General features: G+C 67.8%; 16 protein-coding genes, 1 tRNA gene and 1 pseudogene. 10 read left to right on the top strand and 8 right to left on the bottom strand.

Annotation, left to right across the window (positions count from 1 at the left end; all coding sequences use genetic code 11):
- Positions 1–15: 15 nt before the first annotated feature.
- From ACWG52_RS27805 to ACWG52_RS27780, 6 genes are all read left to right on the top strand, one after another.
- Positions 16–438: a hypothetical protein gene (locus ACWG52_RS27805; protein ID WP_389808740.1), complete on the top strand. Its 423-nt coding sequence runs from the start codon at positions 16–18 to the stop codon at positions 436–438.
- A gap of 541 nt (positions 439–979) precedes the next feature.
- Positions 980–2,215: a branched-chain amino acid ABC transporter substrate-binding protein gene (locus tag ACWG52_RS27800; RefSeq protein WP_150256965.1), complete on the top strand. Its 1,236-nt coding sequence runs from the start codon at positions 980–982 to the stop codon at positions 2,213–2,215.
- A gap of 108 nt (positions 2,216–2,323) precedes the next feature.
- A complete protein-coding gene (locus ACWG52_RS27795) occupies positions 2,324–3,256 on the top strand; it encodes a branched-chain amino acid ABC transporter permease (RefSeq protein WP_033222142.1) in 933 nt (310 codons plus the stop codon).
- A gap of 5 nt (positions 3,257–3,261) precedes the next feature.
- Positions 3,262–4,995 carry a branched-chain amino acid ABC transporter permease gene (locus ACWG52_RS27790; protein ID WP_389809112.1) on the top strand — a complete coding sequence of 578 codons (1,734 nt, stop codon included), beginning with the start codon at positions 3,262–3,264 and terminating at the stop codon, positions 4,993–4,995.
- A 5-nt stretch (positions 4,996–5,000) separates the two neighbouring features.
- The gene (locus tag ACWG52_RS27785) at positions 5,001–6,047 is read left to right on the top strand and encodes an ABC transporter ATP-binding protein (protein ID WP_453129082.1); all 1,047 of its coding nucleotides are present in this window, start codon (positions 5,001–5,003) and stop codon (positions 6,045–6,047) included.
- Complete coding sequence (locus ACWG52_RS27780) at positions 6,044–6,760, top strand: ABC transporter ATP-binding protein (RefSeq protein WP_030720578.1); 717 nt, start codon at positions 6,044–6,046, stop codon at positions 6,758–6,760. Before ACWG52_RS27785 ends, ACWG52_RS27780 begins: the two co-directional genes overlap by 4 nt.
- A gap of 65 nt (positions 6,761–6,825) precedes the next feature.
- Here the strand turns inward: ACWG52_RS27780 and ACWG52_RS27775 are convergent, their stop codons facing one another.
- Positions 6,826–7,479, bottom strand: coding sequence for an ANTAR domain-containing response regulator (locus ACWG52_RS27775; protein WP_030008501.1), 654 nt, complete (start codon positions 7,477–7,479; stop codon positions 6,826–6,828).
- A gap of 92 nt (positions 7,480–7,571) precedes the next feature.
- Here ACWG52_RS27775 and ACWG52_RS27770 point away from each other — a divergent pair.
- Together ACWG52_RS27770 and ACWG52_RS27765 are read left to right on the top strand one after the other, a co-directional pair.
- A tRNA-Leu gene (locus tag ACWG52_RS27770) sits at positions 7,572–7,654 on the top strand.
- 86 nt (positions 7,655–7,740) lie between these two features.
- Positions 7,741–8,517, top strand: coding sequence for a helix-turn-helix domain-containing protein (locus ACWG52_RS27765; RefSeq protein WP_453126251.1), 777 nt, complete (start codon positions 7,741–7,743; stop codon positions 8,515–8,517).
- On the opposite strand, the gene ACWG52_RS27760 is transcribed toward ACWG52_RS27765, so the two are convergent.
- A complete protein-coding gene (locus tag ACWG52_RS27760; protein WP_453126250.1) occupies positions 8,514–9,671 on the bottom strand; it encodes an FAD-dependent monooxygenase in 1,158 nt (385 codons plus the stop codon). The two genes, ACWG52_RS27765 and ACWG52_RS27760, sit on opposite strands and share 4 nt — an antisense overlap.
- Before the next feature lie 72 nt (positions 9,672–9,743).
- Between ACWG52_RS27760 and ACWG52_RS27755 the strand changes: the two genes are divergently transcribed.
- The gene (locus ACWG52_RS27755; RefSeq protein WP_453126248.1) at positions 9,744–10,319 is read left to right on the top strand and encodes a TetR/AcrR family transcriptional regulator; all 576 of its coding nucleotides are present in this window, start codon (positions 9,744–9,746) and stop codon (positions 10,317–10,319) included.
- 10 nt (positions 10,320–10,329) lie between these two features.
- Here ACWG52_RS27755 and ACWG52_RS27750 read toward each other — a convergent pair whose 3' ends face one another.
- The 4 genes from ACWG52_RS27750 to ACWG52_RS27735 are packed head-to-tail and all read right to left on the bottom strand — an operon-like array spanning position 10,330 to position 12,749.
- Entirely contained in the window at positions 10,330–11,181 is an 852-nt protein-coding gene (locus ACWG52_RS27750; protein WP_389808728.1) for an alpha/beta fold hydrolase, read from the bottom strand.
- Entirely contained in the window at positions 11,178–11,690 is a 513-nt protein-coding gene (locus ACWG52_RS27745; RefSeq protein WP_389808725.1) for a MarR family winged helix-turn-helix transcriptional regulator, read from the bottom strand. Before ACWG52_RS27745 ends, ACWG52_RS27750 begins: the two co-directional genes overlap by 4 nt.
- Positions 11,691–11,730: 40 nt before the next feature.
- On the bottom strand, positions 11,731–12,249 hold the full coding sequence (locus ACWG52_RS27740) for a hypothetical protein (protein ID WP_453126246.1): 519 nt from the start codon (positions 12,247–12,249) through the stop codon (positions 11,731–11,733).
- A gap of 44 nt (positions 12,250–12,293) precedes the next feature.
- A complete protein-coding gene (locus ACWG52_RS27735) occupies positions 12,294–12,749 on the bottom strand; it encodes a MarR family transcriptional regulator (protein ID WP_453126245.1) in 456 nt (151 codons plus the stop codon).
- Positions 12,750–12,845: 96 nt separating this feature from the next.
- On the opposite strand from ACWG52_RS27735, the pseudogene ACWG52_RS27730 reads away from it, so the two are divergent.
- Positions 12,846–12,938: pseudogene (locus tag ACWG52_RS27730) on the top strand (EF-hand domain-containing protein); the annotation flags it as partial.
- 62 nt (positions 12,939–13,000) lie between these two features.
- Here the strand turns inward: ACWG52_RS27730 and pyk are convergent.
- Together pyk and ACWG52_RS27720 are read right to left on the bottom strand one after the other, a co-directional pair.
- Positions 13,001–14,428: a pyruvate kinase gene (gene pyk / locus ACWG52_RS27725; protein ID WP_389808718.1), complete on the bottom strand. Its 1,428-nt coding sequence runs from the start codon at positions 14,426–14,428 to the stop codon at positions 13,001–13,003.
- A gap of 145 nt (positions 14,429–14,573) precedes the next feature.
- The gene (locus tag ACWG52_RS27720) at positions 14,574–15,275 is read right to left on the bottom strand and encodes an SIMPL domain-containing protein (protein WP_389808716.1); all 702 of its coding nucleotides are present in this window, start codon (positions 15,273–15,275) and stop codon (positions 14,574–14,576) included.
- Between the last annotated feature and the right edge of the window lie 116 nt (positions 15,276–15,391).

Genomic DNA, 15,391 nt, shown 5'->3' with positions numbered 1-15,391 from the left:
GCCTACGGTCCCCCCATGGGGACCATGCCACGCACGGCCCGGTACGCCGCCCACACCCTTCTCGCGGCGCTCGCCCTGACCGGATGCTCATCCTCCGCGCCACCCTCCGCGGCGGGCTCCGCGAGCCCCTCCGCCGGCCCCGTCGACCCCGCCACGACCGCTCCGCCCTCCCCCGTACAGGTGTGCACGAACCTCGTGTCCTACTGGGCGAAGGAGACCCTCCTGGGCACCACGTGGTCCGGTCTGGACTGGGAGCAGAAGGGCCTGTCCAACGCCCAGTACGCGATCCACGAGGACGCGGTGGCCGCAGGACGCGCCGAGGAGCGAACTGCCGGACGGGACAAGGCACTTGAGCTCATCGACCGGTTCGTGGCGCAGCGCTGCGCCGCCGAGGGCGGCGCGACGACGAGTTCCGAGAACTGGCGCCCGCCGACGTGACCGAGGTCACCGCATTCCCGAGTGCGGTGTCCGTCTTCCGGGCAGATACCCCCGCGGGACCGAACCGCAGGTGAGGGGCCGTGCCGCCACTCGAACAAGATCCATTCGGTTTCGAAACTGCCCTCTTGACCGTCACTCTGCGTAATGCACATGAAGGCCGGAATCCCCCTTTTCCCTTAAGAAAGCCCACTCGGAGGATTCCTTTGGACACGCGCAGCCACATTCGGCCGAAAATGATCTAAGACAGGTGCATGAAGGCCTCAAGCCCCTTAGGAGAACTGGTAATTCTCAGGATGCGGACACCCACCAAGGTAAGAAAACGTCCGATTTGTCCACACTCCCGCTACACATTCTTGGCCTTGGCATAACAAGAGCGTCACATCCTCCTTTCCCTGCTCCCCGTGCTCGCCACCTCGGGCCTAGAGTCACGGCCAGTCACCGCGCCGCAGGGCGCAATCAGCACGGCCGTGGACCTCCCAGTGCGGCCCGGCGACCTAACGGCACCTCTCACGAGAGAGCCGCGCCAGGGAAAGGAAGAATCGTGCGACACCGTTCTTTGCTCGTCCTCACCACCGTGATCACCACGGGAGCACTGACCCTCACCGCTTGCGGATCGCGCGACGGCGGAGACTCCAAGGACAACGGCGGCGGCAAGAAGACCACCGTCGTCATCGGTGTGGACGCCCCGCTCACGGGCTCGCTCTCCGCGCTCGGCCAGGGCATCAAGAACTCCGTCGACCTCGCGGCCAAGACGGCCAACAAGAACAACGAGGTCCCGGGCATCGAGTTCAAGGTCGAGGCCCTCGACGACCAGGCCGTCCCCGCCTCCGGTCAGGCCAACGCCACCAAGCTCGTCGGCAACAAGGACGTCCTCGGCGTCGTCGGCCCGCTGAACTCCGGCGTCGCCCAGCAGATGCAGGGCGTCTTCGCCTCCGCCAACCTGGCGCAGGTCTCCCCCGCCAACACCAACCCCGCGCTCAGCCAGGGCGACAACTGGGGCAAGGGCGAGTTCAAGCGCGGCTTCAAGACCTACTTCCGCACCGCCGCCACCGACGTGGTCCAGGGCAAGTTCGCCGCCCAGTACCTCTTCAAGGACGCCGGCAAGAAGAAGGTCTTCATCGTCGACGACAAGCAGACCTACGGCGCCGGCCTCGCCGCGATCTTCGCCGAGGAGTTCAAGAAGCTCGGCGGCGAGGTCGTCGGCACCGACCACGTCACCGTGAAGGAGACCGACTTCTCCTCCACCGCCGACAAGGTCAAGTCCTCCGGCGCCGACTCCGTCTACTTCGGTGGCCAGTACCCCGAGGGCGGCCTGCTCGCCGACCAGATCAAGAAGACCGGCGCCAACGTCCCCCTCATGGGCGGCGACGGCATCCAGGACCCGGCCTTCATCAGCGCCTCCGGTGAGGCCAACGAGGGCGACCTCGCCACCTCCATCGGCTACCCGGTCGAGAAGCTCGACACCGCCAAGAAGTTCATCGAGGACTACAAGGCCGAGGGTTACAAGGACCCGTACGCCGCCTACGGTGGCTACTCCTACGACGCCGGCTGGGCCGTCATCCAGGCCGTCAAGGCCGCCGTCGCCGCCAACAACGGCAAGCTGCCCACCGACGCCCGCGCCAAGGTCGTCGAGGCGCTCGGCAAGGTCTCCTTCGAAGGCGTGACCGGCAAGGTCGCCTTCGACGAGTACGGCGACACCACCAACAAGCAGCTCACCGTCTACAAGGTCGAGGGCGGCAAGTGGGTCGACGTCAAGAGCGACACCTTCAACCAGTAAGCCCGTAGTCCCCAGCAACACCCGCACCACCTGAACCAACGCCGCGCGAGGGCGCAAACAGCGCCCTCGCGCGGAGTCTTATCCGACACGCTCATCGGAGGCCCTGCGGTGCACGAACTGCCGCAACAGCTGGCCAACGGCCTGGCCCTCGGTGCTCTCTATGGCCTCATCGCCATCGGGTACACCATGGTCTACGGCATCGTCCAGCTCATCAACTTCGCCCACGGCGAGATCTTCATGATCGGCGGCTTCGGCGCGCTCAGCGCCTACGCCATCCTCCCGACCGGCACCTCCCTGCTGATCGCGATACCCGTCATGATCATCGGAGGTGCCGCCACCTCCGTCGCCGTGGCCTGCGCAGCCGAACGCTTCGCCTACCGCCCACTGCGCAGCGCCCCCAGGCTCGCACCCCTCATCACCGCAATCGGCCTCTCGATCGCGCTCCAGCAGCTCGTCTGGCAGTTCTACCCGGACGCCAAGAAGGCCGTCAGCTTCCCTGAGTTCAAGGGCGCAGCCTTCAAGATCACCGACAGCCTGGCGATCCAGCGCGCGGACCTCTTCGTCCTCATCCTCGCCCCGCTCTGCATGCTCGCCCTCGGCATCTTCGTCCAGAAGAGCCGCAGCGGCCGCGCCATGCAGGCCACCGCGCAGGACCCCGACACCGCGAAGCTGATGGGCATCAACACCGACCGCATCATCGTCATGGCCTTCGCCATCGGTGCCGCGTTCGCCGCCGTCGCCGCCGTCGCCTACGGCCTCGACAAGGGCCAGATCAACTTCGAGATGGGCTTCATCCTCGGCCTCAAGGCCTTCACCGCAGCCGTCCTCGGCGGCATCGGCAACATCTACGGAGCCATGGTCGGCGGCGTCGTCCTCGGACTCGCCGAAGCCCTCTCGATCGCCTACATCGAAGACATCCCCGGCATGTCGCAGCTCGGCGGTGGCGCCTGGTCCAACGTCTGGGCCTTCGTACTCCTCATCGTCGTCCTCCTCGTGCGGCCACAAGGCCTGCTCGGTGAGCGCGTCGCGGATCGGGCGTGAGAACCATGACCACCAACACCACCGCTCAGACCCCGCAGACCGCCGACACGGTGAAGCAGGGCCCCGCGCCCACCACCCTCCTCTACGCGGTCATCGCCGGCAGCCTCCTCACCATCGTCAGCGCCTTCCTCGCGTGGACGTGGACCGCCGAATTCCCCGGCGACCTGACCTACTACGGAAGCCCCGCGGGCCTCCAGTACGTCACCCTCGCCGGAGCCGCCCTCACCCTCGCCCACGCGCTCTCCGCGCTCGGCGTCAAGGGCCTCGGCTGGCTCACCCCCAACGGCTCCCGCAAGGCGCTGTTCTTCCTCACCCTCGGCAACCTCGCCGCCACCTGGTTCACGGTCCTCGCCATCACCGTCGTCCTCGGCGGAGTCGTCAACCTGGAACCCGGCGCCCTCGTCGCCCTCGTCGGCTCGCTCATCCCGGTCATCGCCGTGAGCAAGCTCCCCGACGACACCCGCAAGGCGGCCCCCGCCAAGGAACTGCCCTCCTGGGCGGAAATCCTCATCATCACCGCCGTCTTCGCCATCGGTCTCTTCGTCATCACCTACGGCATCGACACCGATGACAAGGAACCGCAGCTCTTCGTCGCCTACCTGATCACCGTCGGCCTCGCCGCCTTCGCGCTGAACAAGTCCGGCCTCTTCGCCCGCCTCGGCGGCCTCACCGCCAAGTACCGCCAGGTCACACTGATCGGCACCGCGGCCGCCGCCATCGCCTTCCCGTTCATCCAGCAGAGCGGCGACACCTACACGCTGATCGCGGTCAACATCCTGATCTTCGCGACCGTCGCCCTCGGCCTCAACGTCGTCGTCGGCCTCGCCGGCCTCCTCGACCTCGGCTACGTCGCCTTCCTCGGCGTCGGCGCCTACGCCGCGGCCCTGGTCTCCGGAAGCACCGCATCCGCCTTCGGCATCCACCTCCCCTTCTGGGCAGCGGTCATCGTCGGCGCCCTCGCCTCGCTCATCTTCGGCGTGGTCATCGGAGCCCCGACCCTGCGCCTGCGCGGCGACTACCTCGCCATCGTCACCCTCGGCTTCGGAGAAATCTTCCGCATCGCCATGGGCAACCTCGACGGCACCTCCGGCCCCGACATCACCAACGGCCCCAACGGCATCCCCAACATCCCCCACCTCGAACTCTTCGGGTGGAACTTCGGGGAATCCCACGTGGTCGGCGGCATCACCCTCGGCGCCTACGCCAACTACTACTTCCTGATGCTGCTCGTGATGGCCCTCGTCGTCGTGGTCTTCGCCCGCGCCGGCAGCAGCCGCATCGGCCGCGCCTGGGTCGCCATCCGCGAGGACGAGACCGCCGCCGAAGCCATGGGCATCAACGGCTTCAAGGTCAAGCTCATCGCCTTCGCCCTCGGCGCCACCCTCGCCGGCCTCGCCGGCACCGTCCAGGCACACGTCAACAGCACGGTCGTCCCCGAGAACTACGTCTTCGCCGGGCCCGTCCCGCCGAACTCCGCGTTCCTCCTCGCCGCCGTCATCCTCGGCGGCATGGGCACCATCCGCGGCCCCATCCTCGGCGCCGCACTCCTCTTCCTGATCCCGGCGAAGCTGGCCTTCCTCCAGGACTACCAGCTCCTCGCATTCGGCATCGCCCTCATCCTGCTCATGCGCTTCCGCCCCGAAGGCCTCATCGCCAACAAGCGCGCGCAGCTCGAGTTCCACGACGACACCGCTGACCAGGCCCCCACGGACCTGGCCACCGCCAAGGCGGGGGCGTGAACGACATGACGACCACCACGGACACCACGTCCACCACCACCAAGACCACGGTTCTCGAAGCCAAGGGCGTCACCATGCGCTTCGGCGGCCTCACCGCCGTCAAGGGCGTCGACCTCCAGGTCAACGCGGGCGAGATCGTCGGACTCATCGGCCCCAACGGCGCCGGCAAGACCACCTTCTTCAACTGCCTCACCGGGCTGTACGTCCCCAGCGAGGGCAGCGTCAGCTACAAGGGCACGGTCCTGCCTCCCAAGCCCCACAAGGTCACCGAGGCCGGTATCGCCCGCACCTTCCAGAACATCCGGCTCTTCCACAACATGACCGTGCTGGAGAACGTCCTCGTCGGACGCCACACCCGCACCAAGGAAGGCCTCTGGTCCGCACTCCTGCGCGGCCCCGGCTTCAAGAAGGCCGAAGCCGCCAGCGAAGCGCGCGCCATGGAACTCCTGGAGTTCATCGGCCTGGAGAACAAGGCCCAGCACCTGGCCAAGAACCTCCCCTACGGCGAACAGCGCAAGCTGGAGATCGCCCGCGCCCTCGCCAGCGACCCCGGCCTCATCCTCCTGGACGAGCCCACCGCCGGCATGAACCCGCAGGAAACCCGCGCTGCCGAAGAACTCATCTTCGCCATCCGCGACATGGGCATCGCCGTCCTCGTCATCGAGCACGACATGCGCTTCATCTTCAACCTCTGCGACCGCGTCGCCTGCCTCGTCCAGGGCGAGAAGCTCATCGAAGGCACCGCCGCCGAGGTCCAGGGCGACGAGCGCGTCATCGCCGCCTACCTCGGTGAGCCCTTCGAGGGCGACCCGGGCGCCGCCGACGACGCCGCCGTCGAAGCAGCGGAAGCCGCCGCCGAAGCCGCAGCAGCGACCGAAGCCGAGCCCGAGGCCGAGACGGAGACCGAGGCTGCTGCCGAGGCCACCGCCGAAGCCACCGAGACCGACGCCGACACCGAAGCGGAGGCCGAAGCCGACACCGACGGCGACACCGACGCCCCGGCCGACGCCGACTCGGACAGCACCACCAGCACGGAAGGAGAGGCCAAGTGACCGCACTGCTCAAGGTCGAAGACCTCAAGGTCGCCTACGGCAAGATCGAAGCCGTCAAGGGAATCTCCTTCGAAGTCAACGAAGGCGAAATCGTCTGCCTCGTCGGCACCAACGGCGCCGGCAAGACGACCACCCTGCGCACCCTCTCCGGGCTCATCAAGCCCAAGAGCGGCAGCATCACCTTCGACGGCCAGCCCCTGGCCGCCGTACCCGCCCACAAGATCGTCTCCCTGGGCCTCGCCCACTCCCCCGAGGGACGCCACATCTTCCCCCGGCTGACGATCGCCGAAAACCTCCAGCTCGGCGCCTTCCTGCGCACCGACAAGGAGGGCATCGAGGCGGACGTCCAGCGCGCCTACGAGATGTTCCCCATCCTGGGTGAGCGTCGCAAGCAGGCCGCCGGCACCCTCTCCGGCGGCGAGCAGCAGATGCTCGCCATGGGCCGCGCGCTCATGTCCCGCCCCAAGCTCCTGATGCTGGACGAGCCCTCCATGGGCCTGTCGCCGCTGATGATGCAGAAGATCATGGCGACCATCAAGGACCTCAAGGCCGCAGGCATGACCATCCTGCTCGTCGAGCAGAACGCCCAGGCGGCGCTCTCGCTCTCCGACAGCGCGCACGTGATGGAGATCGGCAAGATCGTTCTCTCCGGCACCGGCCGCGACCTCCTCCACAACGAGGACGTCCGCAAGGCCTACCTCGGCGAGGACTGACACAACGTGTGAGGCCCGCCTCCCCTCGGGGGGAGGCGGGCCTCACGCATGTCCGGGGGCGGCCGCTACTTGCCGCTCTCCTTCTTCTTCGCCTCGGCGTCCTCGATGACGACCTCGGCGACCTGCTGCATGGACATCCGGCGGTCCATGGACGACTTCTGGATCCACCGGAAGGCGGCCGGCTCCGTCAGCCCGTACTGCGTCTGCAGAATGCTCTTGGCGCGGTCCACCAGCTTGCGGGTCTCCAGCCGCTGCGACAGGTCGGCGACCTCCTGCTCCAGCGCACGCAGCTCCGCGAACCGGGACACGGCCATCTCGATGGCCGGCACCACGTCGCTCTTGCTGAACGGCTTCACGAGGTACGCCATCGCACCGGCGTCCCGCGCCCGCTCGACGAGGTCGCGCTGCGAGAACGCGGTGAGCATCAGCACGGGCGCGATGGACTCCTCCGCGATCTTCTCGGCCGCGGAGATCCCGTCCAGGACGGGCATCTTCACGTCGAGGATCACCAGGTCGGGACGGTGCTCACGGGCGAGCTCGACGGCCGTCTGGCCGTCACCGGCCTCGCCGACGACGGAGTAGCCCTCTTCTTCGAGCATCTCTTTGAGATCGAGACGGATGAGCGCCTCGTCCTCGGCGATGACGACGCGGGTCGTCAGCGGCGGAACGTGCGACTGGTCGGCGTCGGGCGTGGGCGTCGACTCGTGCTCGGCGGTCACGGATGCTCCTCTTTGCGGGGCTCTGCTGCTTGGATGAGCCTACCTAGCAGCGCCGCCGCGTGGTCACCCGGTACACTCCGACGTGCGACCCTGCCGGGTTGGTGGAATGGCATACACGGATGTCTCAAACACATCTGCCCGTGAGGGCTTGCGGGTTCGAGTCCCGCACCCGGCACTGCGTTCGAAAAGTGGACGTTCACCTTCGCGTGAACGTCCACTTTTTGCTACGCGCAGCCACCCATGGTGACGCACAGTTGTTCCATGGAGTTCCACAGCCTTGAGGTACGGCAAACGGCCCTGTCCCTGTTGCGTGGCGGCGCGAGGAACGCGGACGTCGCTCGCCGCCTGAATGTTCCCCTGGGCACCGTGGGCTACTGGAAGCATGTGGATCGAGCGAAGCGCGGCGAATGCCCAGGAGCCCACAACCCGGGTTGTCCTCGATGTGACGGTAGCCCTTTGGACGCCGCAGCGTACGCCTATCTGCTCGGCCTCTATCTGGGTGACGGGCACATAAGCCACTACTCAGCTCACCGCGTCCCCAACCTCATGATTACCTGCGATGACAACTGGCCAGGGCTGATGACTTGCGCCGAACAGGCAATGCGCAGAGTGTTCCCTTTCAACCAGGTGTGCCGCGTCCGCAAGGTCGGATGCCACAACGTCAAGGTCTACTCGAAACACCTTGAGTGTCTGTTCCCGCAACACGGCCCCGGCCGGAAACACGAACGGCGGATCGTTCTCGAAGCCTGGCAGCAGGAGATCGTCGATGCGCATCCGTGGGCGTTCCTGCGGGGGCTGATCCATTCCGACGGGTGTCGGGTCATCAACTGGACCGTCCGCAACGGCAAGCGGTACGAGTACCCGCGGTACTTCTTCACCAACAAGTCCGACGACATCCGGAAGCTCTGTACCGACACGCTGACCAAGGTCGGGGTCCGGTGGACGGTGTTGGCGCGGGGCAGTGATCCGTTCAACGTGTCCGTCGCGCGGAAGACCTGCGTCGCCCTCATGGACGCCCACATCGGGCCGAAGTACTAGGCGAGCCGTGGGGGGACCCAGGTGTGGTGGCGGAGGATCATGCGGGTCGCGGCGCGGGAGGGGGTCAGTCGCATGGCCGTGTTGCGGAGGGCGACGGCCAAGGGGTGGGAGAGCTGCTGGCCCATCCGGCCGGCCTGGCGGGCGGCTCGTGCCACCGCTTGGGCGCGGGGGCGGCGCTCGGCGTCGTAGCGGGTGAGGGCGGCGGGGACGGTCGGCTCGGTGGCGAGGGCCGCGGCCAGGGTGACGGCGTCCTCCAGGGCCTGGCAGGCGCCCTGTCCGAGGTGGGGGGTCATGGCGTGTGCCGCGTCGCCGAGCAGGGCGATCCGTCCGGTCACGTAGGTGGGGAGGGGGGTGGGGAGTTCGTTGATGTCGTGGTGCAGGACGGCGTCGGGGTGGGTGGCGTCGAGGAGGGCGGGGATGGGGTCGTGCCAGGTGCGGAATCGGCGGCGTAGTTCGGTGAGGGGGTCGGTGAAGCGGGTTCGGGCGGGGAGGTCGAGGACGGCGTGCCATTCGGCTCGGCCGTCGGGGAAGGCGATGTGTCCGAATTCGGTTCCGCGGCCCCAGGTGAGTTCGAAGTCGGTGTGGAGGTCGACGGGGTGGTCGGTGATGGCGCGTAGGACGGTGGAGGCGGTGTAGGTGGGGTGGGGGTGGGTCGGGAAGAGGTGGTGGCGTGTGCGGCTGTTGATGCCGTCGGCGGCGATGACGAGGTCGGCGTCGAGGGTGGTGGTGCCGTAGGTGACGCGGGCCGTGGTCGGGGTGGTCTGTTCGATGGGGCCGGCTTCGGTGCCGGTGAGGAGTGTGTCGGTGGGGAGGTGTTCGCGCAGGAGTCGGTGGAGGGTGGTGCGGGGGATGCCGACGATGGGTGTGCCGACGGCTTCTTCGAGTGCGGCGCCGTTCATGTGGGTGAGCCAGGTGCCGTGGGGGGTGCGGGTGCCGCCGGTGTACTGGTTGCGGGAGGCTTCGCGTACGGCGTGGCCGATGCCGAGTGCGTCGAGTGCGTGGAGGCCGTTGGCGGCGAGGGAGATGCCGGCTCCGGCGTCTTCGAGGGTCGGGGAGCGTTCGATGACGGTGACGTTCCATCCGATGCGGTGGAGTCCGATGGCGGTGGCGAGTCCGCCGATGCCGCCGCCGACCACTACGGCTGTGTTGTTCATGTCCGACCCCCGTTTTTCTACACCTGTAGAAGGTGGAGGCTACTTGAGTCTCTACAGGTGTAGAAAGGGGGCATGGCTTCGGATCGACGTACCTTGCTCGCGGATGCGGCTCTCGACGTGCTGGCGGACGAGGGGATGCGCGGGCTGACCCATCGGGCGGTCGACCGCAGGGCCGGCATGCCGCCGGGTACGACGTCGGCGTACTTCCGCACCCGGGCGGCGCTGCTCACCGGGCTCGTCACGCGTCTGGTCCAGCTGGACCAGGCGGAGCTGCAGGTGACGGCGGAGGGGCTTCCGTCGCTGCGTACGGTCGGGGAGCTGGTGGACGGCATGGCGCTGCTCACGCGGCAGCGGCTGACGGGTGAGGGGCGTCGGCGCTCGCTGGCGCGGTACGCCTGCGCCGTCGAGAGCGTGCGCGATCCGGAGTTGCGCGAGATCCTCGTCCCCCGTGAGAACGCCGGGCGGGAGGCGGTCCGACTCCTTCTCGCGGCGCGTGGCGTGCGGGATGTGGAGGGTCGCACGCACACGTTGCTGACGTGCATCGACGGGCTCGTGTTCGATCGACTGGTGAGCGGCGGTGAGGTGTCGCGTGAGGCGTTGGCCGGGCTGGTCGCCGCCGCCGTGCGTGGCGACGACCTGCCGGTGTGACTGCGTGGGCTCAGGTGCGGTCGGTCGCGGACGCGAGGAAGGATTCGACCGCGAGGTTGAAGGGCCCCTGGCTTTCGAGGTTGACCATGTGGGCTGCTGAGGCGAGCCGTTCGTGTTCGGCGTTGGGCACGGTTCGGGCGATGGCCTGGGCGTTCGACGTGATGTCGGTGCTGTCGAGTTCTCCGTCGAGCACGAGGGTGGGTACGGAGACGGAGGCCAGTCGGTCCGCCGCGCCGATTTCCTGCGGCGTCCCGGCGCCGAGCCCGTGGGCGTGTCGTGCGACGTTGGCGGTCGCCGACGCGTGGAGTCGTGCGCGGAGTCGGGGGTTGACCTGGGACGGTTCGCGGTGGGGTCCGTCCACCCACATCCGGAGGAAGTGCTCCACGAACCGTTGTGCGCCGTGGGCCGGGTCGCCGATCGCGGCGATCTGCTGTGCGGTGTGGTGTGCGACGTAGGGGTCGGTGAAGGGTCGGCCGCTCACGCCGGGCGAGGCGAGGATCAGTGCGGAGACGGACTGCGGGTGGGCCAGGGCCGTGTCGAGGGCGGTCCGTGCGCCGAGGGAGAGTCCTACGAGGGTGGCGCGGGGGATGTCGAGGTGGGTGAGCAGGGCGTGGAGGTCGTCGTGGTGGGCGTAGTCCTGAGTGACGGTGGTGGAGCGGCCGTGGCCGCGGGCGTCGTAGCGGATGACGTGGTGTCCGAGGGTGGCGAGCCGGGTGAATTGCTCGTCCCACATGGTGAGGTCGAGCATGCCGCCGTGGAGCAGGACGACGGGGGGTCCTTCGCCGGTGGACTCGTAGAAGAGTTCGCCCGCGTCGATGGGTGCGGTGGCGGCGGTGACGGCGGGTGTCCGCGTGTGCGTCATCGTGGGGCGTCCCCTCGGTCCGTGGGGTGGGGTGGGGCGTTCTGTGCGAGGTCCTTGAATTCTTCGCCGAGGCGGCGCAGGACGTGCAGGGTCGTCGTGACGTCGTCGGTGGTGAGGTCGGACAGTCGGCGCCGTAGTTCGGTTTCCTCGGCTTCCTGGATGGTCCGGATGGTGGCTTCCCCTTGGGGGGTGAGCCGGATGAGGTGGGAGCGTCGGTGTTCCGGGTTGGGTGTGGTCTCGGTGAGCCCGAGGGTTGTCGCGTCGTTCACGAGGCGTTGGACGGGCTGTCGGTCCAGGCCGAGGAGGCGGGCGAGTTGGGGGACGGTTCGGGGGCCGGCCCTGTGCAGTTCGTCCATCACCGCGTGTTGGCCGGCGGTCATGCCGGTGCCCGTCAGCTCCCGTTCCACGGCGCGCACGATGGTGCGGTGCAGTGGCCAGAGGTTGCGGATCACTTCGTACAGCAGGGGCCCCGGTGGGGGCTCGTTCTTCGCACGCTCATCGACACCCATGATGTCATCATGACACCTTGAGTGTCAGTGCGGCCAGGGTTCAGGGGTGAGTGGTGGTTCCGGTGGAGGGGTCGTAGGTGATCAGGGGCGGTAGTTGGTGGTGGCCGGTGACGGTCTCGGCGGTGAGGACGGCGGGGCGGTCGCAGGCCGTGCCCAGTTCGGTCAGGAAGCGCAGTACGTCGGCGACGTGGGCGCCGTCCTCGATGTCGTCGGGCCAGAGGGAGAATTCGATCCCGTCGACCGGCAGATGGGCCGAGAAGCGGGTGTGCCCGTATCGGACGCCGAGGGTTGCCGTGTAGCCGTCCTCGATGGTGGCGAACGGGTCGCCGGTGTCGTTCGGGTCGAGGTCCTGTCCTTCGGGGCCGTCGTACCAGGTGAGTTGGTCGGCGGTGCCGCGGAGGTGGTGTAGGACCTGCTGCCAGTGGGTGTCGTCGGTGTCGGCGACGGTGATGTCGCGGAGGCTGCCGTCGACGTAGAACACGTCGCACATCCATGGTTCGGGGAGGCGGCAGGTGCCCGGGCGTGGCGTGCAGTCGTGGTGTGCCTGCCGCGTGGTCATTCGGTCCGTCCCCCGTGTGTGCGTGGTGAGGGGTCAGTATGGCGTTACGGGAGGTCGCCGTTGCCTCCGAGGTTGGCGACGAGGCGGCGGAGGGTGTCGATGGTGGCGGCGTAGGTGGCGTCGTCGATGCCTTGGCGCATGCGTTCGTGGACCTTGGCGTTGCGGTCGTGGGCGCGGGTGCGGCCTGCTTCGCCGGCTTCGGTGAGGGTGAGGTGGTCGTCGGTCTCGGTGATCCAGCCGCGGGTGGTGAGGTCGTCGAAGAGGGCGTCGAAGTCGGTGTCCTGGTCGTCGTAGGGGGCCAGCTTGGCGGTGAGGTCCTCGCGGGTCCAGTGGCCTTGTGCGCGGGCTATGTGGTTGAGGGCCCACCAGTGGGGTTGGGTGAGGTGTTCTTCGGCGAGGGCGGTGCGGAGGCCGCCGATGACCAGGTGTGCGGCTTCGCGGGTCCAGTAGCCGATGGGCTGGGCGGCGAGCTGCTGCTGTGTGTATTCCTTGATCGTCATGTGGCGACCGTATGACCTCAGGTCAGGTTGAGGTCAAGCGTTGGTTCGACGAGGGGATGTGTGATGAGTGAGAGGCCCGAAAGTTGTTCGATGCGCTCGACGTTGTTCGACGCGGCGGATGCGAATGGGGATGCGGTGTTGTCGTTCGAGGAGTTCGCGGCGGTGGTTCATCGGCGGTTCGGCTGGTAGGTGCGGGTGGGGGGTGACCGCGTCGGGCGGGTGGTGTGGCCCGACGCGGTGCGTCGCGTGGGTCAGCGGACCGCGTCGCCGATGTGGTGGATGCGGACGAGGTTGGTGGATCCGGTGACGCCGGGGGGTGAGCCGGCGGTGATGACGACGATGTCGCCGGGTACGCAGCGGCCGATGCGCAGGAGTTCTTCTTCGACCTGGGCGACCATGGCGTCGGTGGAGTCGACGTGGGGGCCGAGGAAGGTTTCGACGCCCCAGGTGAGGTTGAGCTGGGAGCGGGTGGCCTGGTCGGGGGTGAAGGCGAGGAGGGGGATGGGTGAGCGGTAGCGGGAGAGTCGGCGGACGGTGTCGCCGCTCTGGGTGAAGGCGACGAGGAATTTGGCGTCGAGGAAGTCGCCCATTTCGGCGGCGGCTCGGGCGACGGCTCCGCCTTGGGTGCGGGGTTTGTTGCGGTCGGTGAGTGGGGGGAGGCCCTTGGCGAGGATGTCTTCTTCGGCGGCTTCGACGATGCGGGACATGGTGCGGACGGTTTCGATGGGGTATTTGCCGACGCTGGTTTCGCCGGAGAGCATGACGGCGTCGGTGCCGTCGATGATGGCGTTGGCGACGTCGCTGGCTTCGGCGCGGGTGGGGCGGGAGTTGTCGATCATCGAGTCGAGCATTTGGGTGGCGACGATGACGGGTTTGGCGTTGCGCTTGGCGAGTTTGATGGCGCGCTTTTGGACGATGGGGACTTGTTCGAGGGGCATTTCGACGCCGAGGTCGCCGCGGGCGACCATGATGCCGTCGAAGGCGGCGACGATGTCGTCGATGTTTTCGACGGCTTGAGGCTTTTCGACCTTGGCGATGACGGGGAGGCGTCGGCCTTCTTCGTCCATGATGCGGTGGACGTCCTGGATGTCGCGGCCGCTGCGGACGAAGGAGAGGGCGATGACGTCGGCGCCGGTGCGCAGGGCCCAGCGGAGGTCTTCGATGTCTTTTTCGGAGAGGGCGGGGACGGAGACGGCTACGCCGGGGAGGTTGAGGCCTTTGTGGTCGGAGACCATGCCGCCTTCGATGACGCGGGTGTGGACGCGGGGGCCGTCGACCTCGGTGACTTCGAGGGTGACGCGGCCGTCGTCGACGAGGATGAGTTCGCCGGTGGTGACGTCGGTGGCGAGGCCTTTGTAGGTGGTGCCGCAGGTGTGGCGGTCGCCTTCGTGGTCCTCGACGGTGATGGTGAACTCGTCGCCGCGTTCAAGGAGTACGGGTCCTTCGCGGAAGCGGCCGAGGCGGATCTTCGGGCCTTGAAGGTCGGCGAGGATGCCGACGCTGCGGCCGGTCTCGTCGGAGGCCTTGCGTACGCGCTGGTAGCGCTCCTCGTGTTCGGCGGTGGTGCCGTGGCTGAGGTTGAGGCGGGCGATGTCCATTCCGGCTTCGACCAGGGCTTTGATCTGGTCGTATGAGTCGGTGGCGGGGCCCAGGGTACATACGATTTTCGCTCGGCGCATGGGTCGAGCGTATTCCCCTACCTGCGGGTAGGAAATCGGTTCCGGGTGTCCACTCAACAACCTTTGAGCAAAAGCTTGTTGACAACTGTTGAATGTGCATGGGGGTGCTCTGATGAGCACCCCCGGGGCGGCATTTATGGGTTCTTCAGAGTTGTGGAGGGGTCATGGTGAAGCGGGCGTTCACCTGTGCGTAGACGGTCTGGCGCTGGGGTTCGAGGTCGAGGGGCGGGGGGCCGGCGTCCTCGGTGGCGCTGAAGGCCATGGTGCGCATGCCGGCGCCGGGGGTGGGGGTGAAGGGGGCGGCGTTCTCGGCGCCGAGGTCGGCGAGTTCGACGAGGGCGGCGAGGTTCGCGCCGAGGGCTTCGGCGTATTCGCGGGCGCGTTGGACGGCTTCGAGGACGGCTTGGCGGCGGGCTCGGCCGTGGGCGGGTGAGGTGGGGCGCAGGGCCCACCAGGGGCCGTCGACCTCGGTGAGTTCGAGGTCGGCGAGGCGGGTGGTGAGTTCGCCGAGGGTGGTGAAGTCGCTGAGTTCGGCGGTGATGTGGACGCGGCCGTGGTAGGCGCGGACGCGTTCGGCGCGGCCGTGGCGGGTGAGTTCGGGGGTGATGGAGAAGGCGCCGGTTTCGAGTTTTTCGACGGGGTCGCCGTAGCTCTTGATGAGGTCGAGGGCGGCGTTGTTGCGGCGGGTGAGGTCTTCGAGTGCGGTGCGGCGGTCGGTGCCGCGGGCGCTGACGGTGATTCCGATGCGGGCGATCTCGGGGTCGACTTCGATGCGGGCTTCGCCGCGGACTGCTACGCGGGGGACTTCGGGGGTTCCGTAGGGCTGGTGCGATGCGTCCTGGGTCATGGTTTCCACTGTCGCACTGTCGCTCGTTCGGGTGTGGTCACCGGATCGAAACCTGTCGGGGGTGTTGCGGCTTGTTACTGCTGGGTCAGAATCTACGCGCGTTGTTCAGGCCTCAA

The organism is Streptomyces sp. CLCI03 (assembly GCF_053615355.1).
Note: the sequence above shows the minus strand (reverse complement) of the source record. Positions and strands in the feature narration are given on the sequence as shown.